Below are 25,228 nucleotides of genomic sequence, written 5' to 3' on the forward strand. Positions count from 1 at the left end.
GGTGCTGCATCTATTGCGCGGCGTAAGCCTTTGTAGGGGAAACGAAATTATCGATAACTTCAATCAACTGCTCTTTTCGCAGGGGTTTCGAGAGATAGTGGTTCATACCAGCATCAAGGCATCGTTTTTGATCCTCTTCCAGAACATTGGCCGTCAAAGCAATGATTGGAACAGGCTGGCGTTCATTCTGGGCCTCAATCTGCCTGATATGTTTCGTGGCAGACAAGCCGTCAAGTTCGGGCATTGAGATATCCATCAAGATCAGATCAGGCTGCTCTTTTTCAAAGATATCAATCGCTTCGTGACCATTCTGAGCCGTCATGATGTCGAAATTCATATTTTTCAGCATTGCTTTCACGATCGCCTGGTTTGTCAGATTATCGTCTGCTAAAAGAAGCCGACCACTGATTTTGCTGAACGCATTGTCCGACTTATTCTTGGTTTGTCGGGGTCTATTGTTCGATACCATCGACCGAATGCGTGAAGGATGCAGCGGATTGCGTATCACAAAGATACCGGGCCTCTCTGCATAGGACGTCAGTTGGTTAACCAGCATCGCGGGGGCCGCAATGGCAAGGCTGGAACCGGATTCTTGGATCGCTGTAATTAAACGATCAAACAATGGGTCTGAGCTGAATTGATGGTGGCAGACGATCAAGCCCCGCTTGTTTACTGATGCATCCATATGCTGTAGTGCGGCCTGCATAGTCGAAACAACCGTGGCCCTGATACCAAGATGGTCAAACTGCCGCACGGCCGCATTGGCCGAGATATCACAGCCCATGATCAGAAGTGCTGCATGATATCTGATATCTAGTGGGCTGGCCTTTTGTTCAAATGGCATATCTATCGTGACGCTAAAGTTCGATCCTTGCCCTTCCACTGACGTCACATCAATATGTCCGCCCATCAGTCGCGCAAGGCGCATCGCGATGGTCAGACCAAGTCCAGTGCCGCCATATTTGCGACTAACGGCACCGTCAGCTTGTTGAAACGCATCGAAAATCTTGTCGATGACCGTGTCCGGAATACCTACTCCGGTGTCCTGAACCGAAAAAGTCAGACCTATTTTGTCGCTATTGAGTATGCCTTCAACCGATAGTTTGACATAGCCGGTGGCGGTAAATTTAATGGCATTGCCGATCAGGTTGATCAGAATTTGTCGCAGACGCCCATCATCTGCGGTGACAAATTTGGGTAGTCGTGGGTCAATATCTATTATGAACTCTATGTTTTTTGCGTCAGCTTCGATCGCCAGAAGATCACCAATATCCTCGATAAGTTCACCAAGTCTAAAGCGACGGGGGGCCAGTTCAATCTGTCCGGCTTCCACTTTCGATAGGTCAAGAATATCGTTGATAATACCCAGTAGGGCCTGCCCTGAACTTGAAACCGTTTTGACGTAACATCTCTGTTCGTCACTTAAAGGCGTCTCAAGAAGCACGTTAGACATCCCCAAAACGGCGTTCATCGGCGTTCTGATTTCATGGCTCATCGTGGCCAAAAATTCCGACTTCGCTTTCGCGGCTGCCTTGGCGTCCTGCAATGCCACCGCCAGGTTTTTTTCCCGTTCAGCCAATTTCGCCGTCCGTTCGCGTACTTTCTTTTCAAGCGAAATGGTCAAGGCCTGACGTTCCTGCAGCAATGCCGAAAGACGTGAAACCATAGCCTGAATTGATCGGCCCAATTGCCCGATTTCATCTTGACCGGCTACTGGAATATCGGTCATCAGGTGGCCATCGGACACGAGATCGGCGGCATGTGTCAAACGAACGACGCGGTATGAAATGCGCCGCGCCAGAACCCATGCCCCTGCGCAGACAGGCAACAGACACAATAGCGCCAAAAGGATCGACTCGGTCATCTGCTTGCTGACGCGTTCCTGTAATTCGATCGACGAACGCGCAATCAACACATGCCCAATGGCCGGCGCCCCGCTGGTTACTAGGGGAACGGCGGCAAATGAATATTGACTGGCTGCCATTGTTACAGGCTCAACGCGACTACAGGCATCCTTGGCAAAGTCGGCGTATGTTTTCCAGATACTGGGGTCGCCCGCCTGAACCAGCACTTGTCCTTTTTCATCGACAATCATGATGCTGATCATTGCATGGTTAGCCATCACACTATTGGCCAGTCGTTCAAGCCCCCGGAAATCGAAGTTATAGGCCGCGTCAAAGGCGGAAACGGCGGCCGAGTCCGCCATTGTCGCCGTTTGTCTTTGAAAGGCCGACGCCGCACGTTCCCGATCCAAAATGATCGAAACCGTTGCCATAGACCCCGCCACCAGCAAAACGCAACATAGCGTAAAGGTCAGGATGGTGGTGCCAAGTCGCTTCATGTCCCCGGGTTTGCCATCAGCATCTGCAATTCATCCTGAATGCGATCCATGAATGCGCGATCCTCAGCAGGAATTTCATCAAATTCCACGGTGCCATCAAAGGCCATCATGACACCAAGACCGTCTTTCGATGTGCCAAGCGACATGAAAACCGTTTTCAGAAAAGCAGCATCTTGGTCGTTAACGGTGGGCGAAAAACTGACGACATTACGCGGTATGTAAGGGGTCATATGGATCGCGCGCAGCTTTTGATCTGAGGACTTATTATGCGAAATCAGATCGTTTTCGGCGCTAAAGCCAGCCTCGGCCCGGCCCCGTACGACCCATTCGATCGTGTTGTCTTCGTCACCGGAAACAGCATAGCCAATCTTGTCAGTGGGCCGCGGTGCACGCAGGTCTTGAACCTGTTCGAACACATAACCATCATCGGCCAAAGACAGACGCGGCAGCAGATATCCGGTCGTGGCATAGAGATCTTCCACGCCCACCAGCTTTCCGGTCAGGTCCTGCACCGACTGAATATCGCTGTCTTCGCGCACGAAAACGACCGACCGATACTGCGCCACGCCCCGCTTCCAGCGGCGCAGCACCATCTTGCCACCTGATTTTGTGTTGACAACCAAGGACTTCAGCGCGCTGTCGATATAGATATCAATATCGCCCTGTTTCATGGCCATGACCATCTGAGGCACATCGGGGAACATCACGACTTCGACCCGATCATAGCTTGACCCTGGCAGTTGCCCCTCAAGATACGTCGCAAAGGGCACATAATCACGGATTTCGTTGCTGGGTTCATCCGATATTGTTCCGATGCGCAGCGGTTCGGCGACCACTGCGGCCGCCATGACAAAGATCGTCAGCAGTGGTGCCAATACCATTCGGATCAACGTTATATACATAATTCCCCCTTTTTCCGATCATTTGCAGTCCTGTTCACGAACATATGCGGAACAGTCTTGCGAAATCGTAAACGAGGAAGGGGGCCGCCGGCAGATTTTTTAGACTATGCTGCCTTGCGGCGGTTGGGACGTCGTTTCCGGTTGGGCCGCGCTGGCTTTTGACGGGTGTCGCCAGACGGACCCCATCTTGTGCCGCCCAAAACCGGTATGTCGCGCCCCATCGTCTTTTGGATCGCCTTCAATTCTGACATTTCAGCGGGTGCACAATAGGCCACTGCACTGCCATCGCGCCCGGCCCGTGCCGTACGACCGATCCGGTGAACATAGTTGTCGGGCACATTCGGCAGATCAAAGTTGTAGACATGGCGCACGTCGGGAATATCAAGCCCACGGGCGGCGACATCAGTGGCCACAAGAACATTCAACTGACCCTTGCGAAATTCTTTAATCGCCCGTTCCCGCTGGCCCTGGGATTTGTTGCCATGTATCGCAGTGACCTCAAAATCATGCTTCAAAAGAGCTTTCGTCAGCCGGTCTGCGCCATGTTTGGTACGGGTAAAAACCAGCGCTTTGTCTTTCGGATGTGCGTTCAAGTGTTTTATCAAAAGCGCGGTCTTGTCGGATTGTTCAACGAAATGAAGACCCTGGACAATCTTTTCGGCGGGCTTTCCGGGGGGCGATACTTGAACCCGCACAGGATCGGTCAGATAGGTCGCGGCCAGTTCAGACATCTGCTTGGGCATTGTGGCCGAAAACAACATGGTCTGACGATCAGCCGGCAAAAGAGGAGCAATCCGGCGCAGGGCATGAATAAAACCCAGATCAAGCATCTGGTCCGCTTCATCCAGAACCAGAAACTGTGCCACATCCAAACGCACGGCCTTGCGGTCCAACAGATCGATCAGCCGCCCAGGCGTGGCCACCAAAAGGTCGCTGCCCCGCTGCAGCCTGTTGATCTGAGCATTGATGGATGCGCCGCCCACCACAAGATTAACCTTGATATGAGAGCCTTTGGTATAATCTGTAACGTTATCAAAGATTTGTTTGGCCAGTTCGCGGGTGGGGGCCAGGATAAGACCGCGCACTGTCTTTAGGTCCGGTTTGGTGCCTGCCTGCATCAAATGCTGCACCATGGGCAGACTGAAGGCGGCGGTTTTCCCGGTGCCGGTTTGGGCAATGCCCATGACATCCCGGCCGGTCAGGGCAAGGGGAATGGCCTTTTGCTGAATAGGGGTGGGATCTGTAATGCTTTGTGTTTTCAAGGTCTTAACGATGCGGGGGTTAAGTCCCAGTGTTTCGAATGTCATAACTCTGTTTGTCCTATCGGTGCCACAGATGTGAGCCGCAGCAAAAAGAAATCGCTGCCGTGCCATGCAGGCCAACGGGCGATATCGGGTTGCGCGACGCCTAAGCCTCAGACCGCATTGTCTGACGGGCCGTCACCGCGCTGGACCCCCGCGTGAAATGGGAAACCTTGGTAAAACCGGAGTTCTGGAGCGTCTGCAAATTGCAGGATCGCATCTGCTCACGCGGCAGAGAACATCCTGAGCGGCATATGAACGCCAGCTATTGATAAGTCAACAGTATAAAGTCGGTAGGGTGTTATTAACGCCAAACATGGTCAAAACACGTCACAGGACCGGCGCGTTATAGTGTATACGGCCCAGGCCGGATATATCGTAACCACCCATTTCTGCTGCCCGATTTTTAAAGTCAGGACTACCAAGAAATTTCATAAACATTTGAAAAGGCTGATCAAAATAAGCACTGCGCCAGATCAGGATATCGAAGCGTTCGTCGACAACGGGGATGAAATCCAGCTTGAACTGCGCGGCCACGGCGGCGATGCCAAAGCCCACGTCGGCGCGCCCTTCGGCAATGGCGGCTGCGATATCCTGTTCGGTGCGGGCAGGGGTCGCCATTTGATCAAGGCTGCTCAGATCAAGGCCCTGGTCCGCCGCCAGATGTTGCAGCAAACGCTGACTGGCGGCACTGTCCTGACGTTGGGCCAGCCGGTGGCCCTTGATCTGGGGCAGGGTCGTGATGCCATGCGGGTTGTCGGGCGCAGTCAGTATCCCGCGCTGGCGACGGGCAAATTCGATCAGCACGACCGGGCTGTCGGGTACCTGACCTGCCACGGTTTGGCTGTTCCAACCATCCGGTTCGTGAATGTGCAGCCCGCAAGCGATGGCCTGCTGGCCCGCAAGCCGGTCCAGCCCATCGTGGCTGCCGTCAAAGAAACCGGCAATGCCGCTGCCAGATGCGCGCAAGGCCCAGTCCAGCAAAGGGTCATGGCTGCCCACAAAGATATTCGGCAAAACGATGGATGCACTGTGCGGGCCAGAGCGCGCCGAATGCAGCCAGGCCCGGATTTCTGCACGTGGAAACAACAGCTTACCAACCACCCGAACGCAGGGCACATCCCCGTTTGCGGCCATATCATAGACCTTGCGTTCCTTGATGCGCAGCAGATCAGCCAGTTCCCTGGTTGTCAGATATTCGGCACTGTGATCCTGCATGCGCTGATCTAGTCGTCCAGGCGAACGGCCGCTCCTGTGCCCTGTTCGGCTGCAGAAAATCCGATCAGGTCAAGGGCATACCATGCGCCCACCGAAATCACGGCGGTTGCGGCAAAGGCGATCAGCATGGTTTTCATTGTTCTTGTGTCTCCGTTTCTGTCGCACGTTTCAGGAATGCGATCAGATCGTCGCGGTCCTGTTGTTGTGTAATCCGTTGCATCGGCATTTTCGACCCCGGAATGTAATGGTCGGGGCCTTCGTCGAAAAGGGCATCAATGGTGGTTTTATCCCAAATGATGTCGGAATTCGTCAGCGTGGGCGAATAGCTGTAGTCGCTAACGGTGCCAGCCTTGCGCCCGAAGACGCCGTGCAGCGTCGGTCCCGCACGTCGCGCACTGCCGGGGGTCAGCGTGTGACAGATGGAACATTTGCGGGCAAACTGACGTTCACCGTTTTCCATCGTTTCGGGGTCCTGCAGAAAGCTGCGGTCGGCGGTTTGCATCGGGCCGATCTCATCCATCTGGGCGATGGGCCAGGAATACATCGTATCGTCCAGCCCGCCTGCGTGGATATTTTGACCGTTCTGCGAAAACGCCAGCGCCCAGATGGGGCCTTTCAGCGTGGCCCGGAAATCGCGCACAATCTGCCATTGGGCGGTGTCGATGATCATGATAAAGCCCTCGCCATCGCCCACGGCCAGCCGGGTCAGATCGGGCGATGGCACCATGGCCAGAATAGGTCGCCGGTCCAAGGTAAAATCGGCGATGCTATCCGCGTTTCGGGGATCAACAATGCGGGTCACGCCATCGACTGCACCATAGGCCAGCCATCCACCGGTTTCGTTCAAGACCAGCGTATTAATCCCGAAGCCATTAGACAGCAAAACGCGGATTTCGGTATCGGCGCTTAGATCCCATTCCCGGATCGATCCGTCAGCCGACGCGGTATAAAGTCTTTGACCATCGTCTGAAAAAACCACAGCGTTCACGCCTGCGCTATGTCCGGTCAGCACTCGGGCGGCACCGTCGTCCATAGACCAAAGCCCGATGGTGCCGTCCCAACTGGCCGAGGCGATCCAGGCGCCATCCGGCGACACCGCCAAGCCGGCGATCTTGCCCTGATGCTGACCTAAGACGCGCGACTGGCCCGTTTCAGTATCCCACAGAAGCACCTGAAAATCATCGCCCGCGGACACGATCCGGGTGTCATCCACAAACAGAACGGATTTCACCGCAGCTTCGTGACCGTCCAGCCATTGCGGTGTTTCGCCAGACCACAAGCCAACGGCGTTATCAAAGCTGGCCGTCGCGATCTGGCCCGATGGCGAAACGGCGATCCCCATGACGGGGCCGCCGTGACCTTTCAGTGTAAAGAAGTCCTGCGCCAGCGCCCCGCAGGGCAGAAGTACTGCGCAAAGTACTGCGATCAGACGCATGCTATTCGGCAGGCGTTGCACTGGCCGACAGTTTTTCCTGCTCTTTTGCTTTGACTTCCTCAACCCACAGACCGTGGTGTTCCTTGGCCCATTGTTCCTCGACTTCGCCCGATCCCATAGCGTCAAAGGCACCTTCCATCCCGACCGAGCCGATATAGATATGCGCCAGAATGATCGCCATAAAGACAAAGGCCACGATCGAATGCCAAAGCTGGGCGTATTGCATTTCTTCGTGTGGGGCCATGACCTCGGGCAGGGTGCCCAGACCCACAAGCTGGGGCAGGCCGGTATCGTTCAGGATGGCAAAGGTCTTGGCAAACATCGGCATCTCGAACGGGAACAGCAACGACAGGCCCGACAGCGAAATCGAGACGCCCAAAAGCACCACGGACCAGAAGATCATCTTTTGCCCCGCGTTGAACTTTTTCGCAGGCGGGTGCACATCCTTGCTGAACAGACCCCCTCCGACAGCCAGCCATTTCAGGTCGGTGCGGTTGGGAATGTTGTGCAAAACCCACATCACGAAAACCATCACCAGACCCAGCATAAAGGCCCAGGCGACGTTGTTGTGGATCCATTTGCAGGCCGTGGCGATCACCGCGAAAGCCTCATGCCCGAACAGCGGAATAAAGGCCACGCGCCCGAACAGCGACACAAGGCCGGTGATCCCAAGCAGAATGAACGACCCGGCCAGCAGCCAGTGGCCAAAGCGTTCAACGGCTTTAAATCGCGTGATCGTGCGCCCGGTCTTGGGGCCATCAATCCGAATACGCCCGCGCAGAACGTAGAAGAGTGTCAGCAAACCAAGTGTGGCCAGCAGCAGATAACCGCCATAGGTCAGCAATGGTCCTTCGCGGAACTGCACCCAGCCCATACCGGCGTCCTGGATCAGAACCTCGGCGGCCGGTCCACGGGACGATACGGTGACATCGGCCGTGCCATAACGCAAGGCGCGGTAAATCTCGCTATCAGAGGTGCCCCCAAGAGTGCCCAGGGGGTCATTCATACCCGCAGCATTGTCGGGATTGCCTATGGCATCGCTGCGGAAACTGTCATCAATCTGTTCGCCCCTCTGACGCGCCAGAATATCTTCTAGCGTCTGTGCCCCGCCGGTTGCAGAACGATCAACGGGGGCAGGGGTCTCGGCGTCTTGTGCGGCCACGGGCATCATCAGCGTGACGGTCAGAAGCAAGGCAAGGAAAGAGCGAAACATGGAAAGATGATCCTTGTTTATATCAATGGGTCAAAGGACGGCCCCGAAAGGCCGCCCCTGGATCTTGACGAAGCTGAAGGCGCTTAGCCGCCTTTCTGGTCGTAGGCCGTGCCCCAGCCCCAGGCGCCTGATCCGAAACCACGGGCAACGACACGTTCGCGATAGATATCGGATACCGTATCACCGTCACCGGCCAGCAGGGCCTTGGTCGAACACATCTCGGCGCAGATGGGCAGCTTGCCCTCGGCGATCCGGTTGCGTCCGTATTTCTGGAACTCGGCCTCGGAGTGGGTTTCCTCGGGGCCACCGGCGCAGAAGGTACATTTGTCCATCTTGCCGCGCGATCCGAAGTTGCCCGCCTGCGGGTACTGCGGCGCGCCGAAAGGACACGCATAGAAACAGTAGCCACAGCCGATGCACAGGTCCTTTGAGTGCAGGACCACACCTTCTTCGTTCTGATAGAAGCAGTCCACAGGGCAGACTGCCATGCAGGGCGCGTCAGAACAGTGCATACAGGCGACCGAGATCGACCGTTCACCGGGTTTACCATCATTGATGGTCACCACCCGGCGGCGGTTGATGCCCCAGGGCACCTCATGTTCGTTCTTACACGCTGTGACGCAGGCGTTGCATTCAATGCAGCGTTCGGCGTCGCAGAGAAACTTAGCTCTTGCCATTCTTATTGCTCCCTTAAGCTGCAGTGATTTTGCAAAGAGTCGCCTTCGTCTCTTGCATCTGTGTCACTGAATCGTAGCCATAGGTCTGGGCCGTGTTGGTCGATTCACCCAGGACATAGGGGTCAGCCCCATCCGGATATTTCGACCTTTGGTCCACACCTTCGAAATGACCACCGAAGTGGAAGGGCATGAAGGCAACGCCTGCGCCCACCCGTTCGGTGACCATGGCCATCACCTTGACGCGGCCGCCCTCGGGTCCTTCGACCCAGACTTGCGCGCCGTCCCGCACACCAAGGTTATTGGCATCACGCGGGTTGATTTCGACGAACATGTCCTGCTGAAGTTCGGCCAGCCAGGGGTTTGACCGGGTTTCATCACCACCGCCCTCATATTCGACCAGACGGCCGGAGGTCAGGATGATCGGATAATCCTGGCTGAAGTCCTTTTTCTGGATCGACGCATAAAGGGTCGGCAGACGATAGGCCTGGCGGTCCTCATAGGTTGGATAATCCGCCACCAGATCACGCCGGTTGGTGTAAAGCGGCTCGCGGTGCAGCGGTACCGGATCGGGGAAGGTCCAGACCACAGCGCGGGCCTTGGCGTTCCCAAATGGCGCACACTCATGCTTGATGGCCACCCGCTGGATACCGCCCGACAGGTCGGTCTTCCAGTTGGTTTTCGGACCGGCCACAGCGTCAATTGCGGCTTTTTCTTCCGCGGTCAGGTCGCTGTCCCACCCCAGATCCATCAGCATCTGCATGGTGAACTCAGGATAACCGTCCTGAATTTCCGAACCGGCACTATAGACGCCCTCGGCCAGCAGATTGTCACCGTCACGTTCCACACCAAAGCGGGCACGGAAGGTCAGGCCACCCTGGCTGACAGGTTTGGACATATCGTAAAGGTTCGGCGTCCCGGGGTGACGCATTTCCGGCGTGCCCCAGCATGGCCATGGCATACCGTAATAGTCCCCGTCAGCAGGTCCACCCACAGCCTGCAGCGTCGTTTTGTCAAACGTGTGCTGGTTGGCCATGTGCAGCTTGATCCGCTCTGGCGATTGACCGGTGTAGCCAACAGTCCACATGCCAGCGTTAAACTCACGCGTGACGCTTTCGATGTTGGGTGTCTCGGCATCTTCCATCTCGATATTGCGGAAGAGACGATCCCCAAACCCGAATTTATTGGCGAATTTCGCGATGATCACGTGATCTGGCAGCGATTCAAACAGCGGGTCCATGATCTGATCGCGCCACTGGATCGACCGGTTCGATGCCGTGACAGATCCACGGGTTTCGAACTGGGTCGAGGCCGGCAGCAGGTAAACGCCATCGGTGCGGTCATGCAACACGGCAGACACGGTGGGGAAGGGGTCAACCACGACAAGCGTGTCGACTTTTTCCATCGCCGTCTTCATTTCCTTCATTCGTGTCTGCGAATTCGGGGCGTGACCCCAAAGTACCATCGCACGCACGTTGTCGGGCTGGTCCATGTTGCCCTTGTCTTCAAGAACACCGTCGATCCAGCGCGATACCGGAATGCCCGACGAATTCATCAGGTTCTTGTCCTTGCCATCGGCGGCTTTGACCGTCTGGAACTGACCTTTCAGCCAGTCGATGTCTTCGCCCCAAACACGGGACCAGTGGGCCCATGCACCGGCAGACAGACCATAGTAACCGGGCAGGGTGTGACACAGAACGCCAAGGTCTGTCGCGCCTTGCACGTTGTCGTGGCCGCGGAAGATGTTCGTGCCGCCACCGGTCGTGCCCATGTTGCCCAATGCCAGCTGCAGAATGCAGTAGGCGCGGGTGTTGTTGTTGCCGTTGGTGTGCTGCGTACCACCCATACACCAGATCACGGTGCCGGGACGGTTGTTGACCAGGGTAAAGGCCACACGGCGCAGCTGCGATCCGGGGGTGCCGGTCACACGCTCGACTTCATCGGGCGTCCACTTGGCAACTTCTTCGCGTATCTGGTCCATCCCCCAAACGCGGGTGCGGATGAATTCCTTATCCTCCCAGTCGTTTTCGAAGATATGCCACAGAATACCCCAAACCAGCGCCACGTCCGTGCCGGGACGGAAGCGGACATATTCGTCCGCATGGGCCGCGGTCCGTGTGAAACGCGGGTCACAGACGATGACGGGTGCGTTGTTCTGTTCTTTCGCTTTCAGAATGTGCTGCAGCGAAACAGGGTGTGCCTCGGCCGGATTGCCGCCGATCAGGAAGATCGCCCGGCTGTTGTGGATGTCGTTGTAGCTGTTGGTCATGGCGCCATAGCCCCATGTGTTCGCAACACCCGCAACGGTGGTTGAATGGCAGATACGCGCCTGGTGATCAACGTTGTTTGTGCCCCAATAAGCAGCAAATTTGCGGAACAGGTAGGCCTGTTCGTTGTTGTGCTTGGCCGATCCCAGCCAATAGACGCTGTCAGGTCCGCTTTCTTCGCGGATTTTCATCATCTGGTCGCCGATTTCGTCAATGGCCTGATCCCAGCTGATGCGGACCCATTCGCCATTTTCCTTTTTCATCGGATATTTCAGACGACGTTCCCCGTGGGCGTGTTCACGCACAGCCGCACCCTTGGCGCAGTGAGCACCCAGGTTGAAGGGGCTGTCCCAGCCGGGTTCCTGCCCGACCCAGACACCGTTCTTGACCTCGGCGATGACCGTACAGCCAACCGAACAGTGCGTACAAACTGATTTAACTGTCTCAACCGCGCCGCTGGCAGCCGTGGCCGCCGAAGCCTGGGTGACCGTGCCACCCGTGGCGCTGATTGCGGCCAGACCACCAATGGCCAGACCCGAGCCGCGCAAAAACGTACGGCGATCAACCGATTTCTCGGCTGTATTGGACAGGATACTTGTCCGCTGGGGGCGTCGCGCAACCCCGTTGGTCTTTTTCCTTAGCATGTTCTCTCTCCCTTGCTGGCACCCTTCCCAAAAGGGGCTTGCGGGGTTTCGTGGAACCGACCGTCGGGCGTCACGCAACCATTGGTCGGCTTTGTATCAGTGTCCGATCAGAACCGGGCGCTGTCGTAGTAGGCGCGGGTGTGCGCTGTGTCCTGGATGCGGGTTTCGCCTGTGACGACCTCGGCCGCCTCTGCCTGAGTGCCCGTCAGTGTTGCAGCAGCAACGGCAGCCGGGGCTGAAACAGAAGCCAGCTTCAGAAAGTCACGGCGGCTTGCACCCTCTTCTTTCTTCTTGCTCATTTGGGACCATTCCCTTTCTTCGTGTTTGGCCGCAGATCGCGACCGGTGAGTGCAGACATCGGTCAGTCTGCGGCCATTCGGAAAGCTTCGCGTTCGATTTCCATGAAGGTCCGGCCAACCGATGCGACCGAGGCATAGAAAACCGAATTTTTCGCGCCTTCCAAATCTGAATAAAAATGTGCAGCCCAGGGGCCGATGTGCTTGTTAAAGAACGCCTTTTGATCCGCGATACTTGCGGGATGCCCAAAGCGCCCTGTGATCATGCCCGCCATCATCTCCATCAGCGATGCGATGTTGTCTTCGGGTTCATAGACGTTTTCCGCCCGTGTGATCCGGCGCGCCGCCATGTCATTGCGCAACTGCGCCAAAGGCTTTTCGTTCAGAAACCCGGTCAGATAATAACTGGCATAGGGCAGCAACTCACCCCGACCCAGACCGATGAACAGCGCGTTGAACTCGGACGTGACAGCTTTTTCATTCGTCACTTTCGATACACGGGCCAGCGACGTGATGCATTGACCCAGATCAGTTTCATTGCCGGTCAGACCCGCGGCATGTCTCAACAGATCCGCACTGGGCGGGCGGGCCAGCAAAAGACCAAGGAAATCATAAAGATCGGCACGCAGCTGATCTTCTTCTGCAATCTGAGGCATTTCCGATGCCATCATCATTTCGTTCCCTTCCGGCCTTTCAGGCTCTTGTTGGTCTTTGGCTACGTTTCAAACTCAAAACGCATCCGACGCCGTGGCAAGGCGTCTGGTTCCACATCGTCAGCTTCGACCGGTACGTCGGTCAAAGCCAGTTCTTGCACGTCATAGTTGTCAAATAGTTGCGTCTCAGCAACTTCTATTTCAGCTTCCGTGGCGTCAATGATTTCATCCTCATCCGCCGTCTCGTCAGACTGTACTTTTTCCATCTCGCGGACATGGGCCAGCAGCCCCTTGCCCACCTGATAGGTCGTCTGCAGATTTTCCACCACACAGGACGCATCGGTGAAATCCTCACCGTAGTCGATCAACTGATCCAGATTGGCCAGAACCGGGTTCGAGGTCCACAGACGCCGCAGCGCCCGGCGCCTGATCCGTTCGGGCACGGCCTGTTGCAGGAAAGCCTTGAAATCATCGCCCGACTGCAGCGTATCGGGGTCGGGCAGCTTCAGATCAGCCAGAATTTCGTCGTCTGATTTTTCTTCTAGAGCTGCCTGAGTTTCGGCCACATCTTCGGCCACGCGGGCCTTGGCCTGCGCTTCGGCTTCCGCTTGCACCTTCGCCTTGCGGCGGGACCAGAAATCGCTCTGTTGGCTCAATGCATCTTTTCTCGTTTTACTGTGGGCGCGCGGTACACATCGGACAATTGTGAAATGCGCGCATCACCCTTGCCATCTTCTTTCAGGTCAACCCGTTTGCGATCCCGGCGGCGCTTCACGAACTGTTCTTCCTCATGATAGGCCTCAACAAAATCGCGCACCCAGGCGACCAGTCCTTCGGGCATCGACACTTTTTCAACCTGATCTTCGGCCCCATCCGTATAATCCTGCGCCTCATAGGGCGAGGCGGTGGCCAAAACCATCTCAAACGGCTTTTCATCGTCATGGGCGGGCCGCATGACCACATAAATACAAGGCACTTGCGCAGACAAAGCGGCCAGATACGCCTCGGTATCGGATGCCCACAGGGTCAGGGGCAAAGTGGCCGCGTGATATTCAGTGATATCGCCATCGCTGCGCAGAACCGACCAATCGGCCGCTTTCGCGCCGGGCAACACACCAACCGCCTTCCAAGACCATTTCGCCCACCGAGTCACACCCGGCGCACGGCGCAGAACAACACCGACCGGTAAAACGGCATGACGTGCGGCAGCAGTTGCCAAAGAGTGCCTCCCAAAAACCCCAGTTTACAGGACATGTGTCCGGCAAAAATCCAATCGTATGCCATAGCATGCGGCAAAAACGGGGGGGCTGCCAAGGGTGTAAGTGTCACATCCGACTTTGGTCGTAGGGTCAACTTGAATGCTGCAATGCGGCAACCTGTTATAATCACGGATTTTCAAGATTACCACCTTCCAGTTGTGTCGATTTGACGCACCCATGAGTTGATTGCAACATTCCCTTGGGATAGGGCTTTACCCTGTTTCAGAAATCGGCTTTGCTTGGGCGCCATCAGCCAGCATGTACCGCTGCCAGCAGATCGAGAGCAAGATGTCCAAAAAAATACTGTTATGCGACTGTATGGGATCACAGTCGGTTAACCCGGATACGATCGAGGCGGGCTGTGGTATCAGCTGTTCCAAGGTGCATACCGCGCTCTGCACGACCCAGATCGAAACAGCGACCAAGGCGATGGCCGAGGGTGATGTGATAATCGCCTGCCAGCAGGAACGCGCCCGGTTCGAAGAGCTGGCAGCTGATCTGCAGATAGATCCGCCCGTCTTCGTCGATATCCGCGACCGCGCGGGCTGGACGGCAGAAGGCCAGAATGCAACGCCCAAGATGGCCGCACTGATCGCCGACGCGCAACTTGCCCCACCGCCGTCGAAGGCGTTCGACGTGGTGTCCGAGGGGCTGTGCCTGATCGTGGGTGCATCTGACGCTGTTTTGCCTGTGGCCGAACAATTGTCCGAGGCGCTGAATGTCACCGCGTTGTTGACCGACGACGCCGATCTGCCGATCGACCGGCGCTTTGACATCGTCCGTGGGCGGCTGAAAACGGTGCAGGGCGCCTTTGGCCGGTTTGAGCTGAGGATCGACGGTCTGCAACAGCTTGTGCCCGGCGGGCGTGGCGCGTTCCAGTTGACCGATCCCAAAGATAGCGCAAAGTCGCACTGCGATATCCTGATCGATCTGACCGGCCAGCCCGCGATGGTGCCCGCACCGCAGAAACGCGACGGCTATCTGCGCGCCGATCCGCGTGATCCGGGCGCGGTGGCCAAGGTGGCCTTTGACGCAGCGCAGATGGTCGGTACCTTTGAAAAACCGTTCTATGTGCGGCTTGAGGACTCGCTCTGCGCCCATTCCCGCGCGGGGCAGGTGGGCTGTTCGAACTGTCTGAACATATGCCCCACCGGCGCGATTACCCCCAACGGTGATCATGTGGCGATTGATCCGATGATCTGTGCGGGCTGCGGGGCCTGTTCGGCGCTGTGCCCGTCAGGTGCGATCACCTATGACGACCCGCCTGTCGATTTCCTGCTTCGCCGGATGGACACACTGGCGCGCACCTTCCGCCAGGCTGGCGGCGCACAGCCGCGCCTGCTGGTCACCGACCGCGATTTCGGGGCCGAGATGATCCAGCTGGCCGCCCGTTTTGGCCGGGGCCTGCCCGCTGATGTGATCCCACTGGATATCGAAACCCTGTCCGGTTTCGGCCACTCTGAAATGCTGGGGGCCCTTGCATCCGGCTTTGCCGCCGTTGACCTGCTGCTGTCCCCCAAAACTGAACGTGAGGCGCTGACCCGCGAATATGCCCTGGCCGAAGCGATTGCGGGGGCAGGGCGCATTCGTCTGCTGGACCTGTCTGATCCCGATCACCTTTCCGACGCGCTTTATGATCAGGACACCGCCCCGGCTCTGGCCGACCCCGTTCTGTCCATGGGCACCCGCCGTCAGGTCGCGCGTCTTGCGGCCAAGGCGCTGAACCCCGATGCCGACGCGCCGATCCCACTGCCCGAAAACGCCCCCTATGGCGCGGTTCTGGTCGACACCGATGCCTGCACGCTGTGCCTGTCCTGCGTGTCGCTTTGCCCCTCGGGTGCGCTGGTCGACAATCCCGACCTGCCGCAACTGCGCTTTCAGGAAGACGCCTGTCTGCAATGTGGGCTGTGCGCCAATATCTGCCCCGAAACCGCGATCACGCTGCAGCCCCAGATTGATACCTCGGACGCGGCCTTTGACCAGCGTGTGCTGAATGAGGAAGAACCCTTTGCCTGTATCGAATGCGGCACGTTGTTCGGGGTGAAATCGACGATTGAGAAAATCACTGAAAAACTGGCGGGCAAGCATTCGATGTTCGGCAGCCCAGATGCCGTGCGGATGATCCAGATGTGCGACAATTGCCGGGTGCAGGCGCAGTATCATTCGGAAAACAATCCCTTTGCCGGGGGCGAACGTCCGCGCGTGCGCACCACCGATGACTACTTCAGCAAGCGCCGGGATCACTAGGGCTTTGACACTGAGCCGCAGGCGCTCAACCATCTAACAGGGGAGGAAACCAAAATGAGCGACGATTTCAACATGAGCATGCGCAAGTTTCTCAAGCAGGTCGGCGTGACCTCGCAACAGGCGATTGAAGACGCGATGCGCAACGCGGGCGACACAGGCGGCAAGACGTTTGAAGCCAAGATGATACTGACCATTGACGGGCTGGATCTGGAACATACCGTCACCGGAAAGATCGAAGGGCAAGGGTAGCGTCTGGTGTCAATTACACGTGATAAGGTGCTGGAAACATTGAAAACTGTTTCCGATCCGATTGGCGGGCAGGATATCGTCGCGGCGGGCATGGTGCGTGCGCTGAATGTCGATGACGGCAATGTGCGGTTCGTTCTGGAAATCGACCCCGCCCGCGCCAAGGCGCTGGAACCCGCGCGGGTTGAAGCCGAAGAAAAGCTGAAGGCGCTGGATGGCATCGGGTCGGTGTCGGTCGTCATGACGGCTCACAGCAAACCCGCCGCGCCGCCCGAACTGAAACCGGGGCGTCAGGCCGAACCGCAGGGGCCGCAAAAAGTGCCTGGTGTTGATCGGATCGTCGCCATCGCCTCGGGCAAGGGCGGTGTGGGCAAGTCGACCGTTTCGGCCAATCTGGCCTGTGCCCTGGCCGCAGAAGGGCGCCGGGTTGGTCTGCTGGACGCCGATGTCTACGGCCCCTCGCAACCGCGGATGCTGGGGGTTTCGGGGCGTCCGGCCTCGCCCGATGGCAAAACAATCCTGCCCATGCGCAACCACGGCGTCACGATGATGTCGATCGGTCTGATGACGAACGACGATCAGGCGGTCGTCTGGCGCGGTCCGATGCTGATGGGCGCGCTGCAGCAGATGATGAACCAGGTGCAATGGGGCGCGCTGGATGTGCTGCTGGTCGATCTGCCACCGGGCACGGGCGATGTGCAGATGACCCTGACCCAAAAATTCGCCGTCGACGGCGCGGTGATCGTGTCGACCCCACAGGATGTGGCGCTGATCGATGCGCGCAAGGGTATCGATATGTTCAACCAGATGAAAACGCCGATTTTCGGCATGATCGAGAATATGTCGACCCATATCTGCTCGGCCTGCGGGCATGAAGAACATGTGTTTGGCCATGGCGGCGTCGCGGCCGAGGCTGAAAAGCTGGGCGTGCCCCTGCTGGCCGAAATCCCGCTGCATCTGGATATCCGGCTGGCTGCCGACGGGGGCGCGCCGATTGTGGTGTCGAAACCCGACAGCGCCCAGGCGGCAGGCTTCCGTCAGGTGGCGCGTGATCTGATCAAGGCGGGCCGCGCATGATGGGTGAGCCCACCTTCCCCCCGCTGTTGCAGGGGTATGGTGTCACCGGCGCCATGGATCCCTTTGATCAGGCCCAGGCGCAGGCCGCACTTGGCTGCGACGCGGGGTTGGTGGTGCATAACGTCCAGGCCGACCGGCTGCGCGCGGCCATGGTCTTTGCCCCCGAGGTGCCGCTGGATCAGGCGATGGTCATGCTGCCTGCCTGCGGCATCGGGTTCCAGAACGCCCTGGGGGCCCTGGCCCCGCCCGAGGTCGCCGTGCATTTGGAATGGGCCGGCGGCATCCGCGTCAACGGCGCATCTTGCGGATTTTTTCAGGCCGCCAGTTCCGGCACCGATGGGTCCCAGGCCCCTGATTGGCTGGTCATCGGGCTTGAGGTGCCGTTCATTCAACCCAGTAACGCACCCGGTTTGACCCCTGATCAAACCGCGCTTTATGACGAAGGCTGTGTTGACATCGATCCGGCGCAGCTGCTGGAAAGCTGGGCGCGGCACATGCTGGTATGGATCAACCGCTGGTCGGACGAAGGCACAGGCCCGCTGCACCGTGAATGGATGGGGCTGGCCCATGGCGTGGGCGAGGCCGCGACAGTGGGCGATCAGGCGGGCACATTCGTCGGCGTCGATGAACACTTTGGAATGCTTTTGCGGGATGATAAAACAACGCATCTGATCCCGCTGCGCATGATTTTGAAAGGACATGCCCCATGAAACTGGCCCGCGCCATCCATTTCGACGAAAGCGATATGCGCGTCTTTCACAATCCCGCACGCACGGGCGAATGGGCCGTTAGCGGTGGGTTTGAGTTTTCGAACTGGGGCGAAGCCGACCTGACCGGCAAAGCACGGCAGGCGTTTTCCAACGGCTGGCTTGGGGTCGAAACCTTTGGCCGGGTGACTTTTGTGGCGGTCACGCAGATCGAACAGGGGGAATATGACTCGCTGGCGCAAAATCTGGCGCAGCATTTTGTCGATATCTACGGCGCCCCGTCTTTTGAGGCTGCATTGGACGTCGCGCGTGAGGAATTGGACCACATGCGTGAGCTGTGCGAGGATCAGGACACCAATATTCTGTTGACCGTACAGCGCGACCTGACCGAAGCGGGCGTCAAGGAAAGCTTCCGCACCATCGCCCCTCAGGACGCAGGGATGGAGCAATTCGCGATCCACGGATCGCTCGATGACCATGAGCATTAGCGGGTGGCTGATTTCGGTGTCGTGAGTATTTGGACCAAGAAGAAGGCATAAAGAGCACCCTACCTGCTTCTTCTTGGCAAAAATACTCAAATCCGACCGTACGCAGCTGCAACCGGACGTTAGCATCTCTCGCCTACAACCCCATCTCACGACGTCGAACAAAGAAATGGTTTTCCAGAACTTGTGTTTTGGCTTGGAACCCCAAGACATAAAGCCGCCTGAAAGATCATGCATGAGACAAAAGGTGGGGGGCTTGCGACCCCTTTCTGGCTAAACCAACCCTCAAGACGGTGGCGCCACCTTTCTTATCAGATCAGACCTCAGACCCTGCCACCCAAAGGTGATGCGGGGCAAAGGTGTTTGGTCAGGCCGCACGGATGCCTTTCAGATCGGCGAGGAACTTGGGGATTTTCTCTTTGAATTTGAAAAACCCATGCGTGGCATGGGGCCAGCAGTGTGCATCGTAGTTGCGCAGGGCGCGGATCAGAGCGATCTGTTTTGATGTCAGATCGGCCTCCAGCTGCGCCACCGCATCCGCCGCGGGACCGACCGGTGCGTAGGGTGTCACAATCTGATCCAGCCCGTTTTCGGCGGCCCAAACCGCCACATCCGATCCCGCAGCAAGAAACCTCACATCGCCCAGTTTATCCCCATATCTGGCCACCGCATCGTCGATCGCCCCGCGCGCGAACGCCGTGACGCCGTCGGACACAGTCAGCGGCGATCTGCCTTGGACCGACAGCAACACCGCCGTGGCCTTTGGCCGCTTTTGTCCGTTCAACAGATAGCCGGGGCTCAGGTCCTCTTCCGTCAACAGCACGCCGGTCCGATCCGTCATCTGCCAGGCCGCAGGTTCGGGCGCGGCCATCCGGGGCGGGTGCGGCGCGTCGGGTAGGGGGGCGGCTTGTTGTGCCAGCCCCTGCGGCCGAAACCGGCCTTCGGTATATCTTTCTATGTTGTCAGCCCGTGCCAGATAGGTTTTGCCGATAGTCTGCAGCCCGCCGACCCACCGCCACCCAAGCGTATTGGACGCCGGATCACCATCCAGCAGGTGCCGCAGAAAGAAATCCGCACCCAGTTCCCACGGCAATCGAAGCGTGAAAATCCAGATCGAGGCAAACCACATCCGCGCGTGATTGTGCAGATATCCGGTGCGCCTCAACTCTTGCGCCCAGTGGTCAAAGCAGTCGATGCCGGTTTCGCCCCTGCACGCTGCTTCCCAATCGCGGCGCAACCCGCTTTCGGTTTGCACCCGGTTCAGCGCGGCCTGCAGACCCATCTGATAATCCCGCCAGACCTGTGGGCGCAGTTCCAGCCAGCCCTTCCAATAGGTCCGCCAATACACCTCTTGCACGAATTTTTCAGCTGTGCTGAGCGAAAACCGGCCCAAAATCGCCTGCAGCACCTCTTCCTCGGTAACCAACCGGTGCCGCAGATAGGGCGACAGCCCCGACACATGCGGGTGCCCCTGATCGCCCAGATCATAATTCCGCTTGGCCGCGTAATCCCGCCCCGCCTTCGGCAAAAAATCATTCAGTTTTTCCAAAGCTGCGGCCCGCGTTGGCGGAAATGTGATGTTTGGCACGATCTGATCCCTTTCAACTTGGCAGAAAGGGTAAATCGGCCCCCCAGCCTTTCAAGTGTCGTCCCAAACAGATGATTTCTGTACTTGACCTTGCGGCCATATTGCTGCGGCACTAAGACTCCGTTAGCACATTCGTCTTAAGTGTGCAGTTGATCAGCCGAGGCAGAGTTTATGAAAGACCCATACGAACACTATATGAATAACCTGGTTCCCATGGTGGTTGAGCAGACCAGCCGCGGTGAACGCGCCTATGACATCTTCTCGCGTCTGCTGAAGGAACGGATCATTTTTCTGAACGGCCCGGTGCATGACGGCATGTCATCGCTGATCGTCGCACAGCTTTTGCATCTTGAGGCTGAAAACCCGTCGAAAGAGATTTCGATGTATATCAACAGCCCCGGCGGCGTCGTGACCAGCGGTCTGTCGATCTATGATACGATGCAGTACATCAAACCCAAGGTCAGCACGCTGGTGATCGGGCAGGCGGCATCCATGGGGTCGCTTTTGCTGACGGCGGGTGAACCCGGCATGCGGTTTTCACTGCCCAACAGCAGGATCATGGTGCACCAGCCGTCGGGCGGGTATCAGGGTCAGGCGACCGACATCATGATTCACGCCGAAGAAACGCTGAAACTGAAACAGCGTTTGAACGAAATTTACGTCAAACACACCGGCCAGACGCTGAAAAAGGTCGAGGCCGCGCTGGAGCGTGACAATTTTATGTCGCCTGAGGATGCAAAAGAATGGGGCCTTATCGACGAGATCGTCGAGAACCGTGTAAAAACGGAAGATGACTCGTCAGGGTCGTAACGCTGTGTCGTTGGAATTACGGCACATTTTGAAGTTGTAGATGGGTATGGGCTGGCCTAAGCTGCCAGGCAGGGCAGCCCGATCCGAGCGAGTATTCGGAATGCACAGCGGGCCAAGCGCCCAGAGGATATGTGATGGCAAATAACTCTAGCGGCGATGGTAAGAACACTTTGTACTGCAGCTTTTGCGGCAAAAGTCAGCATGAGGTCAGAAAACTGATCGCTGGCCCCACGGTGTTCATCTGTGACGAATGTGTCGAACTTTGTATGGATATCATCCGGGAAGAGACGAAATCAGCCGGTTTGAAATCGTCCGATGGCGTGCCCACACCGAAAGAGATTTGCGATGTCCTGGACGATTATGTGATCGGTCAGTCTTTTGCGAAACGGGTGCTGTCGGTGGCGGTGCATAACCACTACAAACGCCTGAATCACGCATCAAAATCCGGTGACATCGAACTGGCGAAATCGAATATTCTGCTGATCGGCCCCACAGGTTGCGGCAAGACCTTGCTGGCGCAGACGCTGGCGCGGATTCTGGATGTGCCATTTACCATGGCCGATGCGACGACATTGACCGAAGCCGGTTATGTTGGTGAAGATGTTGAAAACATTATTCTAAAATTGCTTCAGGCCAGCGAATACAACGTCGAACGCGCGCAACGCGGCATCGTTTATATTGACGAGGTCGACAAGATCACGCGTAAATCCGACAATCCCTCGATCACTCGTGATGTGTCGGGCGAAGGGGTTCAGCAGGCGTTGTTGAAGATCATGGAAGGTACTGTGGCCAGCGTGCCGCCCCAGGGTGGGCGCAAGCATCCGCAACAGGAATTCCTGCAGGTCGACACGACCAATATCCTGTTTATCTGCGGCGGCGCTTTTGCGGGTCTTGATAAGATCATCGCGCAACGCGGCAAGGGCTCGGCTATGGGGTTCGGTGCGGATGTGCGTGACAATGATGATCGCGGGGTTGGTGATCTGTTCAAAGAGCTTGAACCAGAGGATCTGTTGAAATTCGGCCTGATTCCCGAATTCGTAGGCCGTCTGCCCGTCATTGCGACGCTTGAGGATCTGGACGAAGACGCCCTTGTGACGATTCTGACAAAGCCCAAGAACGCCCTGGTCAAGCAATATCAGCGGCTCTTTGAACTGGAAGGTGTTGCTCTGTCATTTACCGAAGATGCGCTGTCGGCCATTGCGAAACGTGCCATCGAACGGAAAACCGGTGCCCGCGGGCTGCGGTCGATCATGGAAGATATCCTGCTGGATACAATGTTTGATCTGCCCGGTTTGGAAAGTGTCAGCGAAGTGGTCGTAAATGACGAGGCCGTCAAGACCGAAGCTGCACCCCTGATGATCCACGCCGATCGTAAGGAAGAACCCGCGAGTGCCGGATAAAGACATCCGGCGCATTTCCTCGGGCGGGGAATACGAACAGGTTGCAGGATACTGCCGCGCTGTTGTGGCAGGTGGATTTGTGCATGTGGCGGGCACTGTCGGACCGGGTGAGACAACCTTGGACCAATGTAAGAACGCGCTGCAAATTATTGAAACGGCTTTGAAAAAGGCGGGGTCGGGTTTTGATAAAGTGGTTCGGGTGACGTATTATCTGGTGGATAAGGCCGAATTTGAAACCTGTCTGCCAACATTGCGCGACATCTTCGGTCAAAACCCACCCGCCGCGACCATGATCGAATGCCGGTTGATTGACGACGTTCATCGCATCGAAATCGAAGTTACCGCACTGGCTTAAGGGGCGTTGCCCCTCGGCCCGTTGGGCCTCACCCCAGAGTATTTTGGACCAAGAAGAAGAATAGAGACGAATAAAGCCTTCTTCTTGGCTTGAGCTCCGCCCGTTCGGGCCTGAAACCGTCCACCGGACGGTTTCTGTATCGGCCCTCACACTCTCGCCGAAGGCCACGCTCTGCAAGAGCGTTCCTCTGGACCTTGTCAGCAGAATGGGTCATATCCCATCATAAGAACAGGAGGTGCCGGATGGGCATTCTAAGAACGATCTTTCGCGCGATAACGTGGTGGGACAGCCAGACCATCGGTACCCAGCTTTTTACCTGGCGCAAGGGCGTGAAGGTGGGCGAGGACGATCAGGGGAATATTTTCTATGAAACCCGCGACGGCAAGCGCCGTTGGGTGATTTATGCGGGCGAGACCGAGGCCAGCCGGATCGGCCCGGAATGGCACGGTTGGCTGCATCGCACCTGGGATGAACCGCCCACAAAAAAACCGCTGCCGCGCAAGACCTGGGAAAAGCCGCATCAGGAAAATCTGACCGGCACCGTCATGGCCTATGCGCCCGCCGGGTCGATCCGCCAAGCACAACCGAAAGAGCGTCAGGATTACGAAGCCTGGACGCCGGAATAACCGAGGCAAAACAGATGTCACACAGTTCAACAGAAGTCATGGTGGGGGGCGCCGTTCTTGCCGCCGCTGCGGCTTTCATGATCTATGCCGCGCAATTCACCGGCTATACACGCGACACCGGATCCTATGATCTGACCGCCAGTTTCCGGTCGGCCGAGGGCATAAGCGTCGGCACAGATGTCCGGTTGGCGGGTGTCAAGGTGGGTACGGTGTCTGCGCTGGATCTGAATCCGCAGACCTTCCGCGCCGATGCCACAGTTTCCCTGAACAGCAGCATCGAACTGCCCGACGACAGCATTATCCTTGTATCGTCCGAGGGGCTGTTGGGTGGCAATTTCATTGAAATTCAGCCCGGCGGATCGCCCTTTAACTACGAGCCGGGGGATGAGATTCTGGACACCCAGGGCGCCGTCAGCCTGATATCGCTGCTGCTGAAATTTGTGGCAGGCAAGGGCGAAGAGTGAGGTGGACCGCCACCCTGTTGGCCCTGATCCTGCCTGGCGTTTTGGTCGCGCAGGAAACGACGAATGCCCAGGCGGCCATGGTTCGGGCGTTGGATAAGATGACAGGCGCGGTGGTCGATCTGGAAATCCCCGCCGGTCAGGTGCAGCGCTTTGGCCGGATCGAAATCACGGTGCAGGAATGCCGTTTTCCGACCAATAATCCGGCGGGTGATGCCTATGTTCTTATGAACATTCGAGAAATTGACGATCAGGATGCCGCGTTTTTCGGCTGGATGGTCGCATCTTCGCCCGCGTTGAACGCGCTTGATCATGCGCGTTATGATGTCTGGGCGTTGCGCTGTATCACGTCTTGAGCAGCGGGCGCGCCGTCCTGTTTCAGAAAATCGGCATCCAGCTTCAATGCCGCTTGCAGGCGTTTGTGATACTCGGCCCGGCTGATTTCCACCGCGCCCAGTGACGCCAGATGCGGCGTCAGGAATTGCGTGTCAAACAGTTGAAATCGCCCGATCTTTAGCCGATCCATCAGATACGCCAGCGCGATTTTCGATGCATCCGTCGCCCGGGAAAACATGCTTTCGCCAAAGAACGCCCCGCCAATGGCGACGCCATAGACGCCGCCGATCAGGGCACCGTCGCGCCAGACCTCAAGCGAACGCGCATAGCCTGCGTCGAAGACCGCCATATAGACATTCAGAATACGCGCGTTGATCCATGTTTCGTCCCGATCAGCGCAGCCTTGGACCACGCCCGCAAAATCCCGATCGACCGTAATCTGATAATTCTGCCGCAACAAAGCCCGCCGCAGCGAGCGTGATATATGAAAAGCGTCCAGCGGAATGATACCCCGGCGGGTGGGGTCGACCCAGAACACCTCATCTTGGTTGCGCCCTTCGGCCATCGGAAAGATGCCGTTGCAATAGGCTTGCAGCAGCAGTTCAGGCGTCAGTGGCGGTTCAGACATGACCCTTTTGGATAAAGAGAGCGAGACGACAACGCTTTAATGCAGAGGGCGGCGCCGGC

The 25,228-nt window shown here is 57.3% G+C and carries 26 protein-coding genes; 11 read left to right on the forward strand and 15 right to left on the reverse strand.

The genetic code is table 11. The features are described 5' to 3' along the window. Positions 1-10: 10 nt before the first annotated feature. The 13 genes from H7848_RS06830 to H7848_RS06885 form a co-directional block, all read right to left on the reverse strand. Positions 11-2,341, reverse strand: coding sequence for a HAMP domain-containing sensor histidine kinase (locus H7848_RS06830; protein ID WP_208349292.1), 2,331 nt, complete (start codon positions 2,339-2,341; stop codon positions 11-13). Continuing rightward, complete coding sequence (locus H7848_RS06835; RefSeq protein WP_208349294.1) at positions 2,338-3,243, reverse strand: phosphate/phosphite/phosphonate ABC transporter substrate-binding protein; 906 nt, start codon at positions 3,241-3,243, stop codon at positions 2,338-2,340. The genes H7848_RS06830 and H7848_RS06835 overlap by 4 nt, the downstream gene beginning before the upstream one ends. A 104-nt stretch (positions 3,244-3,347) precedes the next feature. Continuing rightward, on the reverse strand, positions 3,348-4,550 hold the full coding sequence (locus tag H7848_RS06840; RefSeq protein WP_208349295.1) for a DEAD/DEAH box helicase: 1,203 nt from the start codon (positions 4,548-4,550) through the stop codon (positions 3,348-3,350). Positions 4,551-4,874: 324 nt separating this feature from the next. Then, a complete protein-coding gene (locus H7848_RS06845; RefSeq protein ID WP_208349297.1) occupies positions 4,875-5,762 on the reverse strand; it encodes a helix-turn-helix transcriptional regulator in 888 nt (295 codons plus the stop codon). An 8-nt stretch (positions 5,763-5,770) separates the two neighbouring features. Beyond that, positions 5,771-5,899 carry a hypothetical protein gene (locus tag H7848_RS20170; RefSeq protein ID WP_272874387.1) on the reverse strand — a complete coding sequence of 43 codons (129 nt, stop codon included), beginning with the start codon at positions 5,897-5,899 and terminating at the stop codon, positions 5,771-5,773. Continuing rightward, positions 5,896-7,197 carry a c-type cytochrome gene (locus H7848_RS06850; RefSeq protein ID WP_208349299.1) on the reverse strand — a complete coding sequence of 434 codons (1,302 nt, stop codon included), beginning with the start codon at positions 7,195-7,197 and terminating at the stop codon, positions 5,896-5,898. The genes H7848_RS20170 and H7848_RS06850 overlap by 4 nt, the downstream gene beginning before the upstream one ends. 1 nt (position 7,198) lies before the next feature. Then, on the reverse strand, positions 7,199-8,410 hold the full coding sequence (locus H7848_RS06855) for a formate dehydrogenase subunit gamma (protein WP_208349301.1): 1,212 nt from the start codon (positions 8,408-8,410) through the stop codon (positions 7,199-7,201). Positions 8,411-8,493: 83 nt separating this feature from the next. Beyond that, complete coding sequence (gene fdh3B, locus H7848_RS06860; protein WP_208349302.1) at positions 8,494-9,087, reverse strand: formate dehydrogenase FDH3 subunit beta; 594 nt, start codon at positions 9,085-9,087, stop codon at positions 8,494-8,496. A gap of 13 nt (positions 9,088-9,100) precedes the next feature. Then, positions 9,101-11,995, reverse strand: coding sequence for a formate dehydrogenase subunit alpha (locus H7848_RS06865; RefSeq protein WP_208349305.1), 2,895 nt, complete (start codon positions 11,993-11,995; stop codon positions 9,101-9,103). Between the two features lie 107 nt (positions 11,996-12,102). Continuing rightward, positions 12,103-12,294: a ubiquinol-cytochrome c reductase iron-sulfur subunit N-terminal domain-containing protein gene (locus tag H7848_RS06870; protein WP_208349308.1), complete on the reverse strand. Its 192-nt coding sequence runs from the start codon at positions 12,292-12,294 to the stop codon at positions 12,103-12,105. Between the two features lie 62 nt (positions 12,295-12,356). Further along, the gene (locus H7848_RS06875; RefSeq protein ID WP_419555497.1) at positions 12,357-12,962 is read right to left on the reverse strand and encodes a TorD/DmsD family molecular chaperone; all 606 of its coding nucleotides are present in this window, start codon (positions 12,960-12,962) and stop codon (positions 12,357-12,359) included. Positions 12,963-13,006: 44 nt separating this feature from the next. Next, positions 13,007-13,600, reverse strand: a complete 594-nt coding sequence (locus tag H7848_RS06880; protein WP_208349313.1) for a DUF3306 domain-containing protein — start codon at positions 13,598-13,600, stop codon at positions 13,007-13,009. Continuing rightward, complete coding sequence (locus H7848_RS06885; protein ID WP_208349314.1) at positions 13,597-14,163, reverse strand: DUF3305 domain-containing protein; 567 nt, start codon at positions 14,161-14,163, stop codon at positions 13,597-13,599. The genes H7848_RS06880 and H7848_RS06885 overlap by 4 nt, the downstream gene beginning before the upstream one ends. 328 nt (positions 14,164-14,491) lie before the next feature. Between H7848_RS06885 and H7848_RS06890 the strand changes: the two genes are divergently transcribed. Genes H7848_RS06890 through H7848_RS06910 form a run of 5 tightly spaced genes read left to right on the forward strand, consistent with a single transcriptional unit; the run spans position 14,492 to position 18,968 of the window. Next, positions 14,492-16,450 carry a 4Fe-4S binding protein gene (locus tag H7848_RS06890; RefSeq protein WP_208349315.1) on the forward strand — a complete coding sequence of 653 codons (1,959 nt, stop codon included), beginning with the start codon at positions 14,492-14,494 and terminating at the stop codon, positions 16,448-16,450. Positions 16,451-16,504: 54 nt separating this feature from the next. Then, the gene (locus tag H7848_RS06895) at positions 16,505-16,699 is read left to right on the forward strand and encodes a DUF6494 family protein (RefSeq protein ID WP_208349316.1); all 195 of its coding nucleotides are present in this window, start codon (positions 16,505-16,507) and stop codon (positions 16,697-16,699) included. A 6-nt stretch (positions 16,700-16,705) separates the two neighbouring features. Continuing rightward, the gene (locus H7848_RS06900) at positions 16,706-17,773 is read left to right on the forward strand and encodes an Mrp/NBP35 family ATP-binding protein (protein WP_208349318.1); all 1,068 of its coding nucleotides are present in this window, start codon (positions 16,706-16,708) and stop codon (positions 17,771-17,773) included. Next, a complete protein-coding gene (locus tag H7848_RS06905) occupies positions 17,773-18,483 on the forward strand; it encodes a biotin/lipoate--protein ligase family protein (protein ID WP_208349522.1) in 711 nt (236 codons plus the stop codon). The genes H7848_RS06900 and H7848_RS06905 overlap by 1 nt, the downstream gene beginning before the upstream one ends. Beyond that, entirely contained in the window at positions 18,480-18,968 is a 489-nt protein-coding gene (locus H7848_RS06910; protein WP_208349319.1) for a DUF6505 family protein, read from the forward strand. Before H7848_RS06905 ends, H7848_RS06910 begins: the two co-directional genes overlap by 4 nt. A 364-nt stretch (positions 18,969-19,332) precedes the next feature. Here the strand turns inward: H7848_RS06910 and H7848_RS06915 are convergent, their stop codons facing one another. Continuing rightward, complete coding sequence (locus H7848_RS06915; protein ID WP_336512072.1) at positions 19,333-20,553, reverse strand: FAD-binding domain-containing protein; 1,221 nt, start codon at positions 20,551-20,553, stop codon at positions 19,333-19,335. A gap of 171 nt (positions 20,554-20,724) precedes the next feature. Here H7848_RS06915 and H7848_RS06920 point away from each other — a divergent pair, with 171 nt between their 5' ends. The 6 genes from H7848_RS06920 to H7848_RS06945 all read left to right on the forward strand — a co-directional run bounded on the left by H7848_RS06920 (position 20,725) and on the right by H7848_RS06945 (position 24,561). Continuing rightward, positions 20,725-21,363 (forward strand): ATP-dependent Clp protease proteolytic subunit, encoded by a 639-nt coding sequence (locus tag H7848_RS06920; RefSeq protein WP_208349321.1) that lies wholly within the window; start codon positions 20,725-20,727, stop codon positions 21,361-21,363. 134 nt (positions 21,364-21,497) lie between these two features. Continuing rightward, positions 21,498-22,763 (forward strand): ATP-dependent Clp protease ATP-binding subunit ClpX, encoded by a 1,266-nt coding sequence (gene clpX, locus H7848_RS06925; RefSeq protein ID WP_208349322.1) that lies wholly within the window; start codon positions 21,498-21,500, stop codon positions 22,761-22,763. Beyond that, complete coding sequence (locus tag H7848_RS06930) at positions 22,753-23,118, forward strand: Rid family hydrolase (RefSeq protein ID WP_208349324.1); 366 nt, start codon at positions 22,753-22,755, stop codon at positions 23,116-23,118. Before clpX ends, H7848_RS06930 begins: the two co-directional genes overlap by 11 nt. Positions 23,119-23,360: 242 nt before the next feature. Then, a complete protein-coding gene (locus tag H7848_RS06935; RefSeq protein WP_208349325.1) occupies positions 23,361-23,744 on the forward strand; it encodes an NADH:ubiquinone oxidoreductase subunit NDUFA12 in 384 nt (127 codons plus the stop codon). 14 nt (positions 23,745-23,758) lie between these two features. Further along, the gene (gene mlaD, locus H7848_RS06940; RefSeq protein WP_208349326.1) at positions 23,759-24,208 is read left to right on the forward strand and encodes an outer membrane lipid asymmetry maintenance protein MlaD; all 450 of its coding nucleotides are present in this window, start codon (positions 23,759-23,761) and stop codon (positions 24,206-24,208) included. Further along, on the forward strand, positions 24,205-24,561 hold the full coding sequence (locus H7848_RS06945) for a DUF2155 domain-containing protein (protein WP_336512073.1): 357 nt from the start codon (positions 24,205-24,207) through the stop codon (positions 24,559-24,561). The genes mlaD and H7848_RS06945 overlap by 4 nt, the downstream gene beginning before the upstream one ends. Here the strand turns inward: H7848_RS06945 and aat are convergent. Then, positions 24,525-25,169, reverse strand: a complete 645-nt coding sequence (aat, locus tag H7848_RS06950; protein ID WP_208349327.1) for a leucyl/phenylalanyl-tRNA--protein transferase — start codon at positions 25,167-25,169, stop codon at positions 24,525-24,527. The genes H7848_RS06945 and aat overlap by 37 nt on opposite strands. Between the last annotated feature and the right edge of the window lie 59 nt (positions 25,170-25,228).

This window comes from Pseudaestuariivita rosea (genome assembly GCF_017592335.1).
GTDB classification, from domain to species: Bacteria; Pseudomonadota; Alphaproteobacteria; order Rhodobacterales; family Rhodobacteraceae; genus Parasulfitobacter; species Parasulfitobacter rosea.

Bases quoted from the DNA above. Each gene is read 5' to 3' on its own strand.
- H7848_RS06830 (WP_208349292.1), bottom strand. From the start codon at position 2,341: ATGAAGCGACTTGGCACCACCATCCTGACCTTTACGCTATGTTGCGTT.
- H7848_RS06835 (WP_208349294.1), bottom strand. From the start codon at position 3,243: ATGTATATAACGTTGATCCGAATGGTATTGGCACCACTGCTGACGATC.
- H7848_RS06840 (WP_208349295.1), bottom strand. From the start codon at position 4,550: ATGACATTCGAAACACTGGGACTTAACCCCCGCATCGTTAAGACCTTG.
- H7848_RS06845 (WP_208349297.1), bottom strand. From the start codon at position 5,762: ATGCAGGATCACAGTGCCGAATATCTGACAACCAGGGAACTGGCTGAT.
- H7848_RS20170 (WP_272874387.1), bottom strand. From the start codon at position 5,899: ATGAAAACCATGCTGATCGCCTTTGCCGCAACCGCCGTGATTTCGGTG.
- H7848_RS06850 (WP_208349299.1), bottom strand. From the start codon at position 7,197: ATGCGTCTGATCGCAGTACTTTGCGCAGTACTTCTGCCCTGCGGGGCG.
- H7848_RS06855 (WP_208349301.1), bottom strand. From the start codon at position 8,410: ATGTTTCGCTCTTTCCTTGCCTTGCTTCTGACCGTCACGCTGATGATG.
- fdh3B (WP_208349302.1), bottom strand. From the start codon at position 9,087: ATGGCAAGAGCTAAGTTTCTCTGCGACGCCGAACGCTGCATTGAATGC.
- H7848_RS06865 (WP_208349305.1), bottom strand. From the start codon at position 11,995: ATGCTAAGGAAAAAGACCAACGGGGTTGCGCGACGCCCCCAGCGGACA.
- H7848_RS06870 (WP_208349308.1), bottom strand. From the start codon at position 12,294: ATGAGCAAGAAGAAAGAAGAGGGTGCAAGCCGCCGTGACTTTCTGAAG.
- H7848_RS06875 (WP_419555497.1), bottom strand. From the start codon at position 12,962: ATGATGGCATCGGAAATGCCTCAGATTGCAGAAGAAGATCAGCTGCGT.
- H7848_RS06890 (WP_208349315.1), top strand. From the start codon at position 14,492: ATGTCCAAAAAAATACTGTTATGCGACTGTATGGGATCACAGTCGGTT.
- H7848_RS06895 (WP_208349316.1), top strand. From the start codon at position 16,505: ATGAGCGACGATTTCAACATGAGCATGCGCAAGTTTCTCAAGCAGGTC.
- H7848_RS06905 (WP_208349522.1), top strand. From the start codon at position 17,773: ATGGGTGAGCCCACCTTCCCCCCGCTGTTGCAGGGGTATGGTGTCACC.
- H7848_RS06910 (WP_208349319.1), top strand. From the start codon at position 18,480: ATGAAACTGGCCCGCGCCATCCATTTCGACGAAAGCGATATGCGCGTC.
- H7848_RS06920 (WP_208349321.1), top strand. From the start codon at position 20,725: ATGAAAGACCCATACGAACACTATATGAATAACCTGGTTCCCATGGTG.
- clpX (WP_208349322.1), top strand. From the start codon at position 21,498: ATGGCAAATAACTCTAGCGGCGATGGTAAGAACACTTTGTACTGCAGC.
- H7848_RS06935 (WP_208349325.1), top strand. From the start codon at position 23,361: ATGGGCATTCTAAGAACGATCTTTCGCGCGATAACGTGGTGGGACAGC.
- mlaD (WP_208349326.1), top strand. From the start codon at position 23,759: ATGTCACACAGTTCAACAGAAGTCATGGTGGGGGGCGCCGTTCTTGCC.
- aat (WP_208349327.1), bottom strand. From the start codon at position 25,169: ATGTCTGAACCGCCACTGACGCCTGAACTGCTGCTGCAAGCCTATTGC.